We start from the raw sequence: 14873 nt of genomic DNA on the forward strand, positions 1-14873 counted from the left end.
TTGTGTTTTGTTCAGGGTACGTGCGAGGCGCGTTCCGGGTCAAGGAAAGTCGCCATCTACGACTACTTTTGGTCTGCCCAGGTTCAGCCCGTGGCGATGGAACCCATCGAGACTGACACGATTTTTCGGTACATCGCGGCGAACGTGCAGCGGCTTCGGGTCAGGCAAGGGCTCACCCAAGACGAGCTGGCGGCAGCGGCGGACGTGAGCCCTGGCCTGCTCCATCGCCTCGAACGCGCCAAGACCAACGTCAGCGTCGCGGCTCTTGTAGCGATCGCCAACGCCCTCGGTGTGACACCAGCAGCATTATTTCGGCCGGCCGAAATGCCCGAGACGACACGGGGGAGGCCCCGCAAGCGTCCCGCCGGTGCTTGACGGCGATCCCTCGCTCCCCGCAGCTCGACTGCCCGCGGCCCTCCAACGCTCCTTGATGTGACGCAGAGCTGGCGCGTGCTTTGCGGTAGACGCTGCACCGCGCAATCGCGGACTCGACAGGCCGCGGCAGATTGAACGGCCCGGCCGATGCTCCGCCGGGCCGTTGAAGGGTGATTTCATCGGCTGGGAGGGGTAGGCTTCGAAAGCACGTTCGCGCCGTTGTCCGGTGTGAGCCCGCACGCTCCTGCCTTGGTCGCCTTGACAAGGCGGGGTAGCGGTGGGGTACGCTACCTTTCCACGATGGGTGGGGACGACAGGTGGGGGTGGGGCCGGAGTTCAAGGCGCGCCACGCGGAGGCGGCGTTCAGAGGTCGATGGGGCTGGTGATGCCGAGAGGGCCGCGGTCGATGATGTGGGTGCCCGACCGCCTGTTCGGCCGATTTCGAGCGTGCGTCGGACGAGAACATGAACAATCCATCTGTGATAGGAATGGAAGATGGTTAGCGACGTGAGCACCGACGTTCTCCTCGTGGCAGTTACATCGGTCGAGACGAAGGCTATCTTGGAGGCGTTCGGCGATGCAGTGCCGGCCAATCCCTTGAGCATTGACGGCCGCGTGTACTTCGACCTCGGCCCAATCAATGGTGCACGCTTAAAACTGACGCGGTGCGAGATGGGTGCCGGTGGTCTTGGAGCCTCACAGCAAGCGGTTGCTAAAGGGATCGCAGCGCTCTCGCCTGCAGCCGTCATTATGGTGGGCATCGCGTTCGGCGTGAATGAAGAGAAGCAGAGCATCGGCGACATCTTGGTAACGGAACAGTTGCGCCCGTACGAGCTTCAGCGAGTCGGCACCGAAGCTGACGGGAGCGTAAAGTTCATCCTGCGCGATGACAAGCCGCACGCGTCTCCATGGCTGCTCAATCTCCTCAAGAGTTCGGAGGTTACCTGGGACGGCGCGGCACTGCGATTTGGCACAGTCCTGACTGGCAGCAAACTTGTAGACAGCTTGGATTTCCGAGAGCAACTCCGGGGCTTCGAACTGGAGGCCATTGGTGGCGAGATGGAGGGGGCTGGACTTTACGTGGCGTGCCATGCCGAAAAGGTTGACTGGATTCTGGTCAAGGCGATCTGCGACTTTGCTGATGGCCAGAAGGCCAAGGACAAGGCAACGCGCCAAGCTCTTGCGGCGAAAAATGCAGCCGAATTTGTGCTCCACGTCCTTCAGTTCGTGAAGGTAGACTGGGCCTCGCACAAGACACGAGTGCGCGGGACCGGCTCATCCGCCGTGTTCGAGACCTTCGACGATCTTTCCGGCGCGGTTTGTACGCTTCTCATGGAGAATCGGTTGCTGTTCGATGCGCTGGGTCCCAACAGCGATGCGGCCACGGCCGACCCATCGTCCAATCTCCACCAACTCTGGGAGCTTCGTCGATTGGACAGAATCGTGCCAAATAACCGAAAAATTGTCGACATGGTAGCGAAAAACATCAGCCTTGTACCGCAACGGGCGCTATCCGCATTCCACAAGTTTAAGCTGCACGCAGAGGCATACGAACGCCACGTCAATAGTCCGCTCGATCAGTACCCGCGCTTCCCGACGGAGTTTGCGGAGGAGCTTAAGTGTCGTGACTAATGGATCAAACTCGTGGAACGTGAAGTACAGTCGCATCAGCTGGCTCGAAGGAGTTCTTGCCTCTCATAAGAACACTGCGAGTTTTCACCGACACGACGACATCGTATTCGATCTTCTGAGACGCGCCGGACGAGCCGTGTCCGTTCTGTGCCTAGATGAATATGTTCTTGGTCTCGCCGCTGCTCAGCGAGCACTCCGAGAGTTTCCAGGCGTAAACATCATATCTGTGGGAGGCACGTGGAACAAGTACACAACTGAGGCCAAACGGTACTGTCTCCAAGCCCAGATTGGGCTCTACAATTCGACAGAGATCAATGGGGCGCTGTGGAAGGATGATTACTGGAATTACCACCAACTCGATCAAAAAGGAAATCCAATCTATCAGATCGGAACTGAAAAACATTGACGTGGTAAATGTTTTCGGTTTTGGCTCGTTCTTTCGAGCTGACCGTAGCGAGGATGTCGATCTGTTGCTGGTGCTCGATAACCAGGTCGCTGACCCAGGGGCACGCTATGCGAGTCTCGCCGTGATCTTCAGGACACTTGGCGATAAAATCGGAGTCACGATCGACCTTACCGTTTTGCTCGAGTCAGAGTTCGAGCAGAAACTATTGAATGAGCACGACTCGCTCGTAGACCTGCTCCAGTGAATCTTGTCATAGTATGCAACAATGCTCGCGTGAATATGCTCAGATCCTCGCCCCCATATCTCACGCCGCTCAACTCAGCGCTGAACCCGGTGGCGCTTCGCCCCGCGGATTACCGAGCCGCTATTCCGGCGGTCGCGGTAAGGACGGCCCTTCGTCGCCGTGCTGGCGGACTCGGGCCGCCGTCCGTGTCACACGCTCGGCCGGAACCAGCGCGCGCCTGAACTTCGCGTGACCAGGCTGGCCACCACGCTTGCGCCCCCTCCGCTTCAGCGGAGCCGGGGGCGGCGCGCCCGGCGGATCGGACGACGGTGGGCGCGACGAGTTGCCCGAGTATCGGGCAAGCTGAGCTTCGAGCTCTTGAATCCTTCGCTCGAGGGCGGCGATCGTAGCCTGCTGGGCGCGCACGATCGCCTCCCACTCCTCAATGCGATCGTCCCGCCAGTCACGCGCCACGATCAGCGAACGCTACCCGCGCCGCACCTCGATGCAAACAGGCCAACGTGCGGGCCTGTAGGACGGCATCCATCGCAGATCCGAGCGGTGAACGATTACCACATGATTTCCTGCTCAACCAGGGTTTTCCTGGCGCACAAACAAAAACTACCTATTCGCGGGCTCCGATAAGGGTGCTCAGCGTCTGGCCATCGGCTACACGATCTTCGGCTCGTGTCGGATGCACGGAGTCAATCCGCTTACCTGGGCGACAGACGTCGTCGGCAAGCTGCAGGCGGACTGGCCGCGCGGACTGCTTGACGAGCTGTTGCCCGACGTCTGCGCGCACTCGTCGCGCGCCGCTCCGAGCAGCGGCGACACCGACGCGAGCTGAACAACGCGAGCGTCGGTCGGCGACGCAGGCGGAGGCCGCCTCGCCGGGCCCCCTTGCAGACCACCCGCGCCTGCGCCGAGTCGTGGGCTGACGCCGCCCCGCGCCCAGCATCGTCGACCCCGGCGAGAGCCGCAAAGGGGCCGTGCCCATGGCGATCGCCGGGTGGTTACGGCCGACCGAAACCACGTCCCGGTAGCGGCAGGCCCGCAGCCGGCTCAGCCGGGTTACTCCCTGCGGCAAGTTTGCTGGCGGGCGCTGCCCGCAGATCTGGCGGTCTTGCCTCGTACACCCATTTTATAGTAAGCTGAGAACACAATGGCATCCACAGACAGACGGCGGGTCCTCTTTCTCATGGATCGATGGCTAAGTTCCGCCGGTGGAATTCAGACCGTCAACAGGAAATTGGCCTGCGCGCTGGCTGCGCTGGACGGTGCGATTGAATGCGTCGCGGTCATCATGTCCGCATCGGACGATGAGGTCGAGGAGGCCGCGCGAAACGGCGTAACGCTCATCAGGGGAAAGTCCGGTGAGGACTGGACATCTGTACTGCTGCTGAAGGAGGTCAGGGGACTGGACCCATCAACGGTGACGGCCGTAGTTGGGCATAGCCATTTTTCTGGACCGCAGGCATTACACCTCAGGGACAACCTGTTCCCGAACGCCACGGCTGTCCAATTTGTTCACATGAGCCCCATGCACACGGAGGCCCTCAAAGAGTACCGTCGAGACCGGTACGTCGTCGAGCGAGAACGGCGACTCGCATTGGAGCTTTCGCTCGCCGGGCGCGCCGACATCGTGGCCTGCGTCGGACCACGCCTTTACCGCTACATGAACCAGCAACTCGTTGCGGCCAAGGCGAAGCCTCGCGTCGTGCGCGTAAACTGCGGGTTCGAGCGCGTGGAGACCGAGCGCTCTGTTCCTGAACAGCCCACGGTCTTATGCATGGGACGCGCCGACAGCATGATCGTAAAAGGGCTTGATATCTTTGCGATCGCCGCTGGCGAACTGACCAAGAAGTGGCTGGAACACCCCGCTACTAATAAGCGGCCGACTCCCGAGTTTATCGTACGTGGCGCGAAAGAGGAGCCCGAACATCTTCAGTCGCGACTCGTGGAATTATCGGCACGCGTGGGTGATATCGCTGCCAAGATTCACGTGCGGCCGTACACTACCCGCGCCGAGGAACTCAACCAGGACCTGCGCGCGGCAAGCGTTTTCGTCATGCCGTCGCGCGAGGAAGGTTTCGGACTCGTGGCATGCGAGGCCCTGTCGCGGCGCGTACCAGTCGTCATCACGTCCGAGAGCGGGTTGGCGGAGACCATTCGTGAGATGTCCGAGCGTACCGGTCAGGATGTATCGGGAACTATTGTGCACCATGCGAGCGGCGACGAGATGGTTGCCAAGGCGTATGCCCAAGAATTACTCAAGACTCTCGTCGATGAACGGACTGCCGGGCAGCGTGCGCATCAGATGTTCGAACACTTGCTGACGACCAATTCGTGGGAGGAGGCGGCCAAGACGCTGCGGGATTCGCTTGTAGTCCGCGCCCCCGCAGCAAGTTCAGCCTTCGTATCCGTGCCTTCATCGGCGTTGCCGCTCGCCGGCAGCAATGCCGGTGACGCCGTCGCACCGATACCCGCAGCGGCGGCCGCCCCTGCGCCGAGTGGGGCCGCAGCGGGCAGCCGTGCCTATGACGTCACGGAAACCCTCAAGCGCCACGATGCGCTACTCAGGTCGCCTGGCATCGTAACATTTGTCGTTCGTCATGCCCTCGTCGTTTTCGTGGAGGACGGCACACCGGTGACCATTCCCGACAAGCTTGACGACATTGACGTCGTCGTTCGCAAGATCGATAAGCTAAGGTTTTCTTCCCTTCGGATCCCACGTAGCGGAGATCTAGTGATTTATCGCGGAGGGCAGGGGTTAGCCCGTGTTGGGATGTGGGTCACTGATGAGCAGGACAACCTCCTGCTCACGACCGTCGCACACGCGGTAGACTCCTCACCAGCCGACGCCCGTGTCGAGGTTCGCTCTGAAGCAACGGGAGAACTCCTTCCGGCATCGGTGGCGCGCTGGGACCGCGCAGCGGACGTCGCCCTCTTGGCGGTGCCGTCGGCAAGTGTCACCCGGTCAGCGATTGCGCTGGCCGAACCCACGCTCGAACTCCAGGTGCGCTTCGTGCTGCCAGGGCGTACTGTCGCTGGAGTCATTTCCGGCGTCGCCGCCACGCTCCACTTTTCGGGAGTGGATGGCGTACAGTCGATGACCGACTTGTTCGAAGTGCGGGTCGTCGAGGGTGCATTGGAGACGGGGGACTCCGGATGCATCATTGTCGACAGCGACGGGCGGCCGGTTGGATTCCTCGTCGCAATGGCGCACGAGTTCGAAGCAGCCCTCTGTGCCAACGTCGGGTGAGACAGGCTGCCCCTGGAAATCTGTGGTGAGAGGGCGGAGAATGGACCTGACCCGTGCCGAAGCCTTCCCATCTCCGATCCGTCGATCCTACCCCCGCCCCAGCGGCGCAGGGCGCTGCTCCCCGCCCGAGTGGCGTCGCCGTCGAGGCCATGCCGAAGCCGGGCAAGAGGCGGAAGTTCTCGGCGGCGGAGAAGCTGCGCATCGTTCGCGAGGCAGCCGCGTGCACCCAGCGCGGGGACATCGAGGCACTGTTGCGTCGCGAGGGCATCTACAGCTCCCTCCTGACGGCGTGGCGCAAGCAGCTCGCACTCCATGGCAGCGAGGCTCTCGCGGGGCGAAAGCCCGGCCGCAAGCCGAAGCAGGACGCGAAGGATCGGCGCATCGCCGAGCTCGAGAAGCGCTCAGCGCGCCTCGAGGAGAAGCTCGCACTCGCTGAGAAGCTCATTGATCTCCAAAAAAAAGTTTCTGCCATTCTGGGCATCAACCTCACGAACGACGAAGAGCGCTGATGGACGTCATCGAGGAGCTCGATGACCCGCACGTCCCCATCGCCCAGGCGTGTGCGGCACTCGGCGTCAGCCGCGCCACGCTCTACCGGCAGACCCTGCCCGCGAAGCCGCCCGCGCTGACCAGGCCCGCTCCGAGCCCACGCGGGCTCAGCGACACCGAGCGGCAAGCCGTGCTCGACGTGCTGCACAGCGACGAGTTCGTCGACCAGCCACCACCGGAGGTCTACGCGACGCTGCTGTCGCGCGGCGTCTACCTCGCCTCCATCCGCACGATGTACCGCCTGCTCGCGGCGTCCGGCGAGAGCGGCGAGCGCCGCGCGCAGCGTGGGCCGATGAAGCATGCCAAGCCGACGCTCACCGCCACGGCCCCCAACCAGATCTGGACGTGGGATATAACGAAGCTGCGCGGGCCGCTGCCCGGGGTCTTCTACTGCCTGTACGTCGTCCTCGACCTGTTCAGTCGCATGACCGTCGGCTGGCTGCTCGCCGAGCGGGAGAGCGCAGAGCTCGCCGAGCACCTGTTCGCAGAGACCGTCACCCGCCACGGCGTCGAGCCCGGCTCGCTCACGGTGCACGCCGACCGCGGCTCCGCGATGAGGTCGGAGGGGCTTGCTCAGCTCCTCGGCTCGCTCGGCGTTGTTCGTAGCTTCAGCCGGCCTCACGTCAGCGATGACAACGCCTTCTCCGAGTCGCAGTTCAAGACGCTCAAATACCAGCCCGACTATCCGGAACGCTTTGCCTCGTTGGCTCATGCACGAGCGTGGTGCCAGGAGTTCTTCAGCTGGTATAACGACATTCATCAGCATTCTGGCCTTGCGCTCTTCACACCTGCTGATGTATTCTATGGCCGCGTCGAAGATATCGCGGCTCGGCGCCAGGTCGCCCTCGACACGGCCTACGCCGCGCATCCCGAACGCTTCCCGAACGGTCCGCCCGTCGTACGCAGGCCGCCCGCTTCGGTAGCCATCAATCCGCTGTCCGTCGACGCCGCCGCATGCGAGGACGCGGCGCCGCCGCACACGGGCACGACCAGCGCGGCGTCCGAGCCCGTCGCTGCACCCACCGCCGTGCCGCGGCCGCCCCGATCTCGACCGGTTGGGGCCCAGAGCCGGAACGCGCCCCTCAGCGCGATCCCCTCATAGGATTCTCGTCCGGACTGTCTCAAACCCGTTGGCATTCTCCGCAGCGACGATTCGAATTGTCTTTGCGAAATCAATTGTTCCAGCATTCGAAATGATGGGGGTGCGACCGGTCGCTCTCGAGTTAACTCGTGAACCTCTGAAGGGACAGATGTCGGAGGCCGGCGTAGTTCCCACGGCGTCGGTCAACGCGAAGCCTAATGTGGGCATCCTTGCCGACAATAAGCGGACGTTGGAAATCGTCCTGCGGTCTTTGGAAGGTGTGACCCGCGAGCAGCGGGGCGGTACTGTCTATTTCACAGGACGGCTTGGGCAGGAAGGGCCCATCGTTGTCGTCCACGGCTTGGAGTCGATGGGCAACCTCTCGGCGGCGGTTGCGACGACGAATCTGCTTCGGGAACATCGCGTGCACGGCTTGATCCTCGTCGGCTTAGCGGGCGGCGTTTCGTCGTCCGGGGTCGATCTTGGCGATGTCGTCGTCTCGTCCGAGATCATTCACTACGAACCCGCGAAACTGACTGAGGCTGGCGTCGATCCTCGCTTTCGAGTTGTGGGACTGACACCGGCCTGGCTCCGCCAGATGGCGCGCGACGTTGGCCGTGATCTGATGGAGCATCCGCCCGGCTCTGATTCAAACGCTCTGGCCGGGGCGCCAAACGTCCACGTCGGCGCGGTCGCCTCGGGGGAGAAGGTGCTGCAGAGCGAGCGCCAGCTCGACAGCCTGCTTGGTAGCTGGGGACGGGTGCTCGCCGTGGAAATGGAGGGCGCTGGCGTGGCAACCGCGGTATCAATGTCGAGACCCGACCCGCCACTCGTCATTGTGCGCGGCATCTCCGATCTTATGGACGGCCGCAAACACGATGCCGCCGAAGCTGCTCAATTGCGCGACACAGCGGCACACAGCGCCGTGCGCGTCGCGCTGGCTCTGTCTCGCAAATTCGAGTCAGAGGGCGCCTGATCGACCACCTTCCGAAGATCGCCTGTCAATCGCGTCGAGGCGCTAATCGCGTCAGTACGGCACAGTCTAGGTATGGGGAGCATCCCACGTGCAAGCTTGCATTCGTTGTTGGACGGACGAACAAGGGTCTGCAGCCGACGGCGCTTCGCGCCGCGGCTGAGGTGTTATCGCGCCCGGTAGATGCGCCTTTTGGGGCACTTTATGAGCCGACTCCTTGATGGCCATCCGGAGCCTGGAACCCCCGCCGGCGGCATCCGTATGCCCATCACCCGGGCGCCAGCCAGCGGGCGCACGCAGGGCGGGTCAAGGGCGCGCAGCGGCGACCGGCAGGGAGCGCACCCTTGACGCGCCCGATTACGCCCGCACCATCGCGTCCGTGGTGGGCGTGCTGCTGCGCGATGATGGCCACCATCCAGACGGACTTCATGGCCATCAATGAGCTGGCTCGGTAACACTGAGGCCCGAGCCGTTGCGCGCGGAGCGGCGCGGGACGCTGGGAGGCGACTCCCTTGATGCCGCCAAGGATTGGAGACACTTCGCCTGCCGCACAGGGATCGAGCATGCGGAAGACGGTGTTCTGCGCTGCGTTGTTGCTCCCCGTCGCCGTTTCTTCGGTCCATTGCGGGGGCACGGTCGGTCGTCGTCCACCACCGCCCGCGTAGCGTGCAGTTCTCCTGCATCGCGGACGGCACCGCCGCTCCCACGGGCGCGAGCCTCGGGAAGCTCAACCTTAACCTCGTCGAGGCGAGCGAGGCCGGCGTCGAGACAACCTACCGGCGCAGGTCGACCGGACAGGCCATGATCCTCCGCCCATCGGCCGCCTTCCGCGCGCGCTTCCGCGACGTGCCGAGAGCGCAGTTCGCGGCCGCCGGCCAAGAGGTCCTCTCCTTGCCTGACGCCGTGGTGTTCGAGGAGGTGCCGGCGCCTCCCGCCGGCGCGCCCCGCTGACGGGGCGGCCCCGCGTGGTGGGAGGAGCCTGGGGTGCTCGACCGATCACCCCCATGGCCGCCACTGCACCCGGGCCTGTGGACGCGCCGGCTTCCACGGACGCGGTTCGCTTGCCGAGCTCCAATCCAGCTATTCAGGAAACCGGAGCATCTCCACAGCGACGCCGTCCTCGCCCGAGATCATCTCGCCCTGGTCGTCCCAGCTGATGCCGCCCTTGCCCGGCAGCCCCAGCGTGAAGGTGACGCCTTCCACCGTGACCCGGTCCTCGTCGAGGTACGCGATGCCGATCGCGTCGCCGCCGCGCCCCGGGCCGCCGTAGCCGCCCTCGCCGCCGTCGCCCCCGGGACCCCCGTTGCAGGAATAGGCCGAGCGGTCCTCCAGCACGCCGCCCGGTGCGCCCCGGCCGCCTCGGCCGCTTTGCTGGGGCTCGCCGCCGTCGCCGCCCTGGCCGCCGTCGGACGTCTCGATCTCGCTGTCGCGCACGGTCACCTTGGCGTGCAGCGCGACGATGCCGATGCTCGGGTCGCCGTTCTCGCCCCCCTTGCCGCCTCGTCCGCCGCAGCCGCCGGCCCCGCCCGAGCCTCCTCCGGCGCCCCCCTTGGACGCCGCGCCGCACACGCCGAGCCCGCCCCTGCGGCCGCCTCCGCCGCCGCCGCCCTGGCCCGGCGTGCCCCAGCCGCCGTCGCCGGCCCAGTCCGCTTCCCAGCCGGCCTCGCTGATGCGCCCGATGCCCTGGCCGGGCGCGCCGACCGTGCCGCGCGCGCCGTGGATCCCGTAGTCGCCGTCCGTGCAGTTCACGTCGGCCACGTCCCCGAGCCCTCGCCGTCCGTAGTTGTTGGGGTTCGGCGTCGGGGTCGGCTCGCCGTCGCGCCCGTCCTCCGCCCCGCCGGGCAATCCGTCACCGCCCTTGCCGCCGACGCTCGGGAGCCCGCCCTCGCACGGGTTCACCACGGCAGCCCCGCCGGCCACGGTCTCCGCCGAGCACGCGTCGCCACCGTACATCCCATGGGCGCCGTCGGGTGCACGGCTCGGCTCGGGCAAGTCCTCGCCATCATGGCCCCCCCACCCATACGCGGGGTAAAACCCGCCTCGGAGGATCTCGACCTCGGTGTTCGACTGGACGAGCATCGTGATCGGGCCAAATGAACTCATGATCATGTCGACGATTCTCGATACCCCGTCCGCGGCGCCCGTGTCCTCGGCGGTCGCCGGCACGACGGTCAGCGGAAAGACCGGCTTGTCGGTGACATAAAGCTGGGACCTGCTCCCTGTCTGACGGTGCCACTGGAAGCAATGAAACCCTCCGAGGAGATCGACCCCGGAAGGCAGCACCAGCGGACCATGAAACCCGTCGGCACAGACGAACACGCGCCCGCGCCCGGTGCGCGCGAGCTCGACAGCGCGCTGGAGCGTGCGCACCGGCTTGTCTTTCGTCGTGCCGGGGTTCGCGTCGTCACCGCCTCCGAATTCGTTGGTCACGAACACGCCGCAACCGTCCACCAGCTCATCGGCGGCGAGGCGCTCGAGACAGACGGACTCCGGCGGCGCCTCGTCGTGACACGCCGCGGAGCCGTCGCACGGTGCTCCGCCAGCGTCGCTCGCGGTCGATGCGGTGCCGCAACCGGCCACGACGAACAGCAGTGCGAGAAGCGGACAGGTCGCTCGGGTGGTCTTCATGGTCCTCTCTCGGCTCTCGGCGCCGCACGTCGCGCGCCACCACGGTCACTGGGGAGGCCCTGGATCGGGCGCATCGAACGGCCGGTAGGCCATGATGTCGCCGCTCTGGCCACGGCCCCGGTCGTCGTCAGGCGCCGCATTGCCTGCTGGCCCGCCCTGGGCCCGCTGTCCGGCGCGGACGCTCACGCCCGGATCGATGCTCAAGAAGGCACCAACGAACGCGACACCATAGGAAGAGCCCCCGATTCCGCCGCCGGCGTCCCCTCCGCGGCCGCCATTGCCTCCCCGCCCGCCGCGGCACGCGGGCAACATTTCCGTTTCCGTGTGAGTCCCGCCTGAGCCGCCACCCCAACCGCCGCCGCCCGGTTGACCCCTTCCGCCGGCGCCGCCTTGCCCCCCGTTGCCCGTGATGATCTCGGTCGCCTTGAGCGTGATCGCGCTCCCCTGCAACGCGACGATACCGATGCTCGAGCCGCCGTAGCCGCCCCCCATGCCGCCCCGGCCACCGCAACCGCCGCTCCCGCCCGAGCCGCCGGCAGCGCCGCCCTGCGGTCCGCCCGCGCGACACGCGATCGTGCCGTCTCGCCCTTTGCCGCCGCCGCCGCCTCCCCCTCCTTGGCCGACGCCGCCCCTCTTGCCGTCCTCGCCCCGGATGCCGACCCAGCCATACGATTCCGAGAGGTAGCCCGCGCCCACAGCGCCGGCAGCGCGCCCGCCATCGGCGCCTTCGGCGCCGTCGTTCCCCGGTGTGCACACGCTGCTGCGCGCGCCGGTCCCCGCGAGGCCCTTGCCCCCCGGATTCACCGCCGGCTCCGGCTGTCCCGGCTCCCCGTCGCCCCCCGCGTCGAGCCCGCCGTCGCCCCCGTAGCCTCCGATGGACTCGGTTCCATCGTCGCACACGGTCACAACCGGAAGGGCGCCCGTCGCGACGTCCGCCGTGCAGGCGTGCGCGCCGTGGTTCCCCGGCTCCCCGTCCCACGCCCGCTCGCTGGACGCGTCCTCGCCCGGCTCCCCGTCCTTGCCGTTGCCCGCGACGATCTTGCCGTCCCGCACGATCGCCCGGGCCCCCGGGCTCAGGATCATCGCGATCGACGACTTGCCATCCGGCGCCGAGGCGTCCGCCGCCACGGCGCGCACGCCGATGATCATGGAGGTCGCGTCGTCCCCGGGGATGGCCCGCAGGTCCTGCCCCTCGAGGATCCGCAGCGGGATCCCCTCGGGCGGCGCGATGACGGTGGGCTCGTCCGGCCCGCCGAACGACCACGCGTACGACCAGTCGCCGCCCTCACAGCGGCGGCCGCCCCAGAGGTCGATCCCCGAAGGCAGCGTGATTTCCTCCTCGAACGACCCGCCGCACGCGTACACGCGCCGGGTCGGCGGCTTGCCGTCGCCTCGTCCGTGCGCGGCGAGCCCGACGGCGTGTTGCAAGGTCTTCACCGGCGCGCCCTTCGTGCCAGGGTTCCCGTCGTCGCCTGACGACGCGCTGACGAACACCCCGCACCCGTCCTTCGCCAGGCTCTTCGCAGGATCGCCGTCGCACGGCGACGCCGGGAGCTGCGGCGGCAACTCGCCGGGGAGCGGCTCGCACGTGAACGTCCTCGCGCAGTCGTGGTCGTAGGAGCACCCGGAGATACCGGCAGCGCCCGTCGAGGCCATCGCGAGGAGCGAGATGGCACGAGCAACCCCGCGGCATCGATCATCGACCGGACGACGCATGAGCTCCCCTCCGCCTCACCGCGCGTCCTGACGGAGCAGCGCTGCTTGCTCGCGAACCGCCGCCGGAACGGCGCGGAGGCCCTCGGCGGCCGGTGTGGTCCCGCCGAGCGTCAGGCAGCCGTGCAGCGATGGCTCAACGACACGCATGCACGGACCGTACGTCCGCGAGCCGCACAGGGTCAACGGGGTAGAAATCGCCACAAATCGTCGCTTCAGATGAGAAAAAACAGTCCGACGCCGCAAGGCGTTTGTCTGTCCTTGGATTCGGAGGGCTTGCCAGCGCGATTGCGTGGCGCGCAGGAGCTCGATCTTGCCGCGGAGCGCGTGGATCTCCTCGCGTGTCAGCGCGGGGACGCCTTTGTCACGGTAAAAATACGCCTCCTTGTCGGGGCCAGCGCCCCTCGGAATGAGGGGCCGGAGCATCGGCGAGGCTATCGGCGAAAGGCGTCGGCTCGCCGTCGCACCCGTCCTCCGCGCCGCCGGGCAATCGGTCACCGCCCTTGCCGCCGACGCTCGAGAGCCGTAGGCCGAGTCTCGGACGGGATCTGGAATTCCCTGAATCTCTACCGGACAGGCCCAGTCACCGGACGCCTTCTGCACCGGCTTGCCGATGGTCACGGTCACCATCCGGCCGGGCTCGCCTACGACCGAGAGGCGGCGTTCTGCAATGGGTTCGAGCGGGGTGTCGTCCTGCATAGGACGCACCTTGCGGCCCCTTCCCGCAGGGTGATCACCCTGGGTCCCCAACCTGGGCCGCTCCCCCCGGGTCGCTCCCTCCGGGGACTGCTTCGTGCGCAACACTGCACCCGCAATCCTGCTGCCTGCGAAACAGGCGCGGCCGCACATGACACGTCCGCCACCTCGCCATGCATCGCCGCGAGCAACCCCTTGCTCCACGCGCACTCGCCGCGACAGACCGCGCGACCGCGGCGCCACGGCGTGGTGGGGCCATGCTCCGAGCTGTGCGGCCCTTCAAGAATTTCTCGAGTCACCCGACTGGAACGGCGCATGCTCAGGGCGAGCCGCGAGCTGGCGTCCAGGCTCGTTCAAGACTGCGAGAAGAGTGCCATGTCCGCCCTCATTGCCGAACAACAGACCCACCCACTGCGGCTCGATGTACGACCGTTGACGCCCGTGATCGGGGCGGAGATCCACGGCGTCGACCTGCGCAAGCCGCTGGCCCCTGCCACCGTGCAGGCAATCGAGCAAACCCTGCTCCAGTGGAAGGTGATCTTCTTCCGCGAGCAGGACATCTCCAACGAACAGCTGCTCACCTTCGGCCCGCTGACGCCGGCCCACCCGATCGCGCTGGGGCTCCCTGAGCACCCGGAGATCTGGGAACGAAAGGCCGCCGAGTACAAGGAGAACCACCGGTCGGACCTCTCCATCCCCACCGCCAAGCCGCCGCGCGACTACAAGGGCTGGCACATCGACATCACCTTCGTCGCCAACCCGAACAGGTACTCCATCCTGCGCGGCGTGGAGATCCCGCCGTACGGCGGCGACACGCTCTAGAGCAACCTCGAGTGCGCCTACGACGGCCTGTCGCCCACGATCAAGGCGCTCGTCGACGGGCTCCAGGCCGTCCACCGCACGAGCAGCTACGATAGCGAAGAGCCCAGGCCGGGCCGCAGGGCGGCAGGCCCGTTCGCCGCGCTTCACCCGCTCGTGCGCGTGCACCCGCGGACCGGCCGCAAATCGCTGTTCGTCAACCCGGGGACGACGAGCCACATCGTGGGCCTGCGAGAGCGTGAGAGCCAGGCGCTGCTCGAACTGCTCGCCGACGAGGTGACGCGGCCCGAGTACGCGGTGCGCTTCCGCTGGACGCCCAACGCGATCGCCGTATGGGACAACCAGGCCACCGCCCACGCCGGCCCCATCGACTACGCCCACTTCGACCTGCCGCGCGTCGTTCGCCGCATCACCGTCGCAGGCGAGCTGCCCCAGGGGCCCGACGGGTTCCGCTCGCGTCCGCTCGAAGGCGAGCTGTTCGGCGTGCTCGGCTGACGCCGCGCCCCCACGCCGTCT

Annotated in this window: 9 protein-coding genes and 4 pseudogenes; 9 read left to right on the forward strand and 4 right to left on the reverse strand. The window is 66.4% G+C overall.

Features of this window, described 5'->3' with window-relative positions; genetic code table 11:
• The first annotated feature begins 96 nt into the window (after window positions 1–96).
• The 3 genes from WMF11_RS41955 to WMF11_RS41965 all read left to right on the forward strand — a co-directional run bounded on the left by WMF11_RS41955 (window position 97) and on the right by WMF11_RS41965 (window position 2657).
• Window positions 97–375, forward strand: coding sequence for a helix-turn-helix domain-containing protein (locus WMF11_RS41955; protein ID WP_437974761.1), 279 nt, complete (start codon window positions 97–99; stop codon window positions 373–375).
• Between the two features lie 507 nt (window positions 376–882).
• Window positions 883–2007 carry a phosphorylase family protein gene (locus WMF11_RS41960; RefSeq protein ID WP_437974762.1) on the forward strand — a complete coding sequence of 375 codons (1125 nt, stop codon included), beginning with the start codon at window positions 883–885 and terminating at the stop codon, window positions 2005–2007.
• Between the two features lie 332 nt (window positions 2008–2339).
• Entirely contained in the window at window positions 2340–2657 is a 318-nt protein-coding gene (locus WMF11_RS41965) for a hypothetical protein (RefSeq protein ID WP_437974763.1), read from the forward strand.
• 186 nt (window positions 2658–2843) lie between these two features.
• On the opposite strand, the pseudogene WMF11_RS41970 reads toward WMF11_RS41965, so the two are convergent.
• A pseudogene (locus tag WMF11_RS41970) lies at window positions 2844–3083 on the reverse strand (DUF6444 domain-containing protein); the annotation flags it as partial.
• 169 nt (window positions 3084–3252) lie between these two features.
• Between WMF11_RS41970 and WMF11_RS41975 the strand changes: the two are divergent.
• The 5 genes and pseudogenes from WMF11_RS41975 to WMF11_RS41995 form a co-directional block, all read left to right on the forward strand.
• A pseudogene (locus tag WMF11_RS41975) lies at window positions 3253–3483 on the forward strand (transposase domain-containing protein); the annotation flags it as partial.
• 315 nt (window positions 3484–3798) lie between these two features.
• Window positions 3799–5898 carry a glycosyltransferase gene (locus WMF11_RS41980; RefSeq protein WP_437974764.1) on the forward strand — a complete coding sequence of 700 codons (2100 nt, stop codon included), beginning with the start codon at window positions 3799–3801 and terminating at the stop codon, window positions 5896–5898.
• A gap of 143 nt (window positions 5899–6041) precedes the next feature.
• Window positions 6042–7381: pseudogene (locus WMF11_RS41985) on the forward strand (IS3 family transposase); the annotation flags it as partial.
• A gap of 196 nt (window positions 7382–7577) precedes the next feature.
• Window positions 7578–8504: a phosphorylase family protein gene (locus WMF11_RS41990; RefSeq protein WP_437974765.1), complete on the forward strand. Its 927-nt coding sequence runs from the start codon at window positions 7578–7580 to the stop codon at window positions 8502–8504.
• A 663-nt stretch (window positions 8505–9167) separates the two neighbouring features.
• A complete protein-coding gene (locus WMF11_RS41995) occupies window positions 9168–9452 on the forward strand; it encodes an FmdE family protein (RefSeq protein WP_437974766.1) in 285 nt (94 codons plus the stop codon).
• A 129-nt stretch (window positions 9453–9581) separates the two neighbouring features.
• Here the strand turns inward: WMF11_RS41995 and WMF11_RS42000 are convergent, their stop codons facing one another.
• The 3 genes from WMF11_RS42000 to WMF11_RS42010 are packed head-to-tail and all read right to left on the reverse strand — an operon-like array spanning window position 9582 to window position 13541.
• Window positions 9582–11129 (reverse strand): hypothetical protein, encoded by a 1548-nt coding sequence (locus WMF11_RS42000; protein ID WP_437974767.1) that lies wholly within the window; start codon window positions 11127–11129, stop codon window positions 9582–9584.
• A gap of 45 nt (window positions 11130–11174) precedes the next feature.
• Window positions 11175–12845 carry a hypothetical protein gene (locus tag WMF11_RS42005; protein ID WP_437974768.1) on the reverse strand — a complete coding sequence of 557 codons (1671 nt, stop codon included), beginning with the start codon at window positions 12843–12845 and terminating at the stop codon, window positions 11175–11177.
• Window positions 12846–12860: 15 nt separating this feature from the next.
• On the reverse strand, window positions 12861–13541 hold the full coding sequence (locus WMF11_RS42010; protein WP_437974769.1) for a DUF6968 family protein: 681 nt from the start codon (window positions 13539–13541) through the stop codon (window positions 12861–12863).
• Between the two features lie 372 nt (window positions 13542–13913).
• Here WMF11_RS42010 and WMF11_RS42015 point away from each other — a divergent pair.
• Window positions 13914–14852: pseudogene (locus tag WMF11_RS42015) on the forward strand (TauD/TfdA dioxygenase family protein).
• Window positions 14853–14873 lie beyond the last annotated feature (21 nt).

It is taken from the genome of Sorangium sp. So ce295, from assembly GCF_051527405.1.
GTDB classification, from domain to species: Bacteria; Myxococcota_A; Polyangia; order Polyangiales; family Polyangiaceae; genus Sorangium; species Sorangium cellulosum_B.

Excerpts from the sequence above, each read along its gene's own strand:
- WMF11_RS41955 (WP_437974761.1), top strand. The coding sequence starts at position 97 with ATGGAACCCATCGAGACTGACACGATTTTTCGGTACATCGCGGCGAAC.
- WMF11_RS41965 (WP_437974763.1), top strand. The coding sequence starts at position 2,340 with ATGATTACTGGAATTACCACCAACTCGATCAAAAAGGAAATCCAATCT.
- WMF11_RS41980 (WP_437974764.1), top strand. The coding sequence starts at position 3,799 with ATGGCATCCACAGACAGACGGCGGGTCCTCTTTCTCATGGATCGATGG.
- WMF11_RS42000 (WP_437974767.1), bottom strand. The coding sequence starts at position 11,129 with ATGAAGACCACCCGAGCGACCTGTCCGCTTCTCGCACTGCTGTTCGTC.
- WMF11_RS42005 (WP_437974768.1), bottom strand. The coding sequence starts at position 12,845 with ATGCGTCGTCCGGTCGATGATCGATGCCGCGGGGTTGCTCGTGCCATC.
- WMF11_RS42010 (WP_437974769.1), bottom strand. The coding sequence starts at position 13,541 with ATGCAGGACGACACCCCGCTCGAACCCATTGCAGAACGCCGCCTCTCG.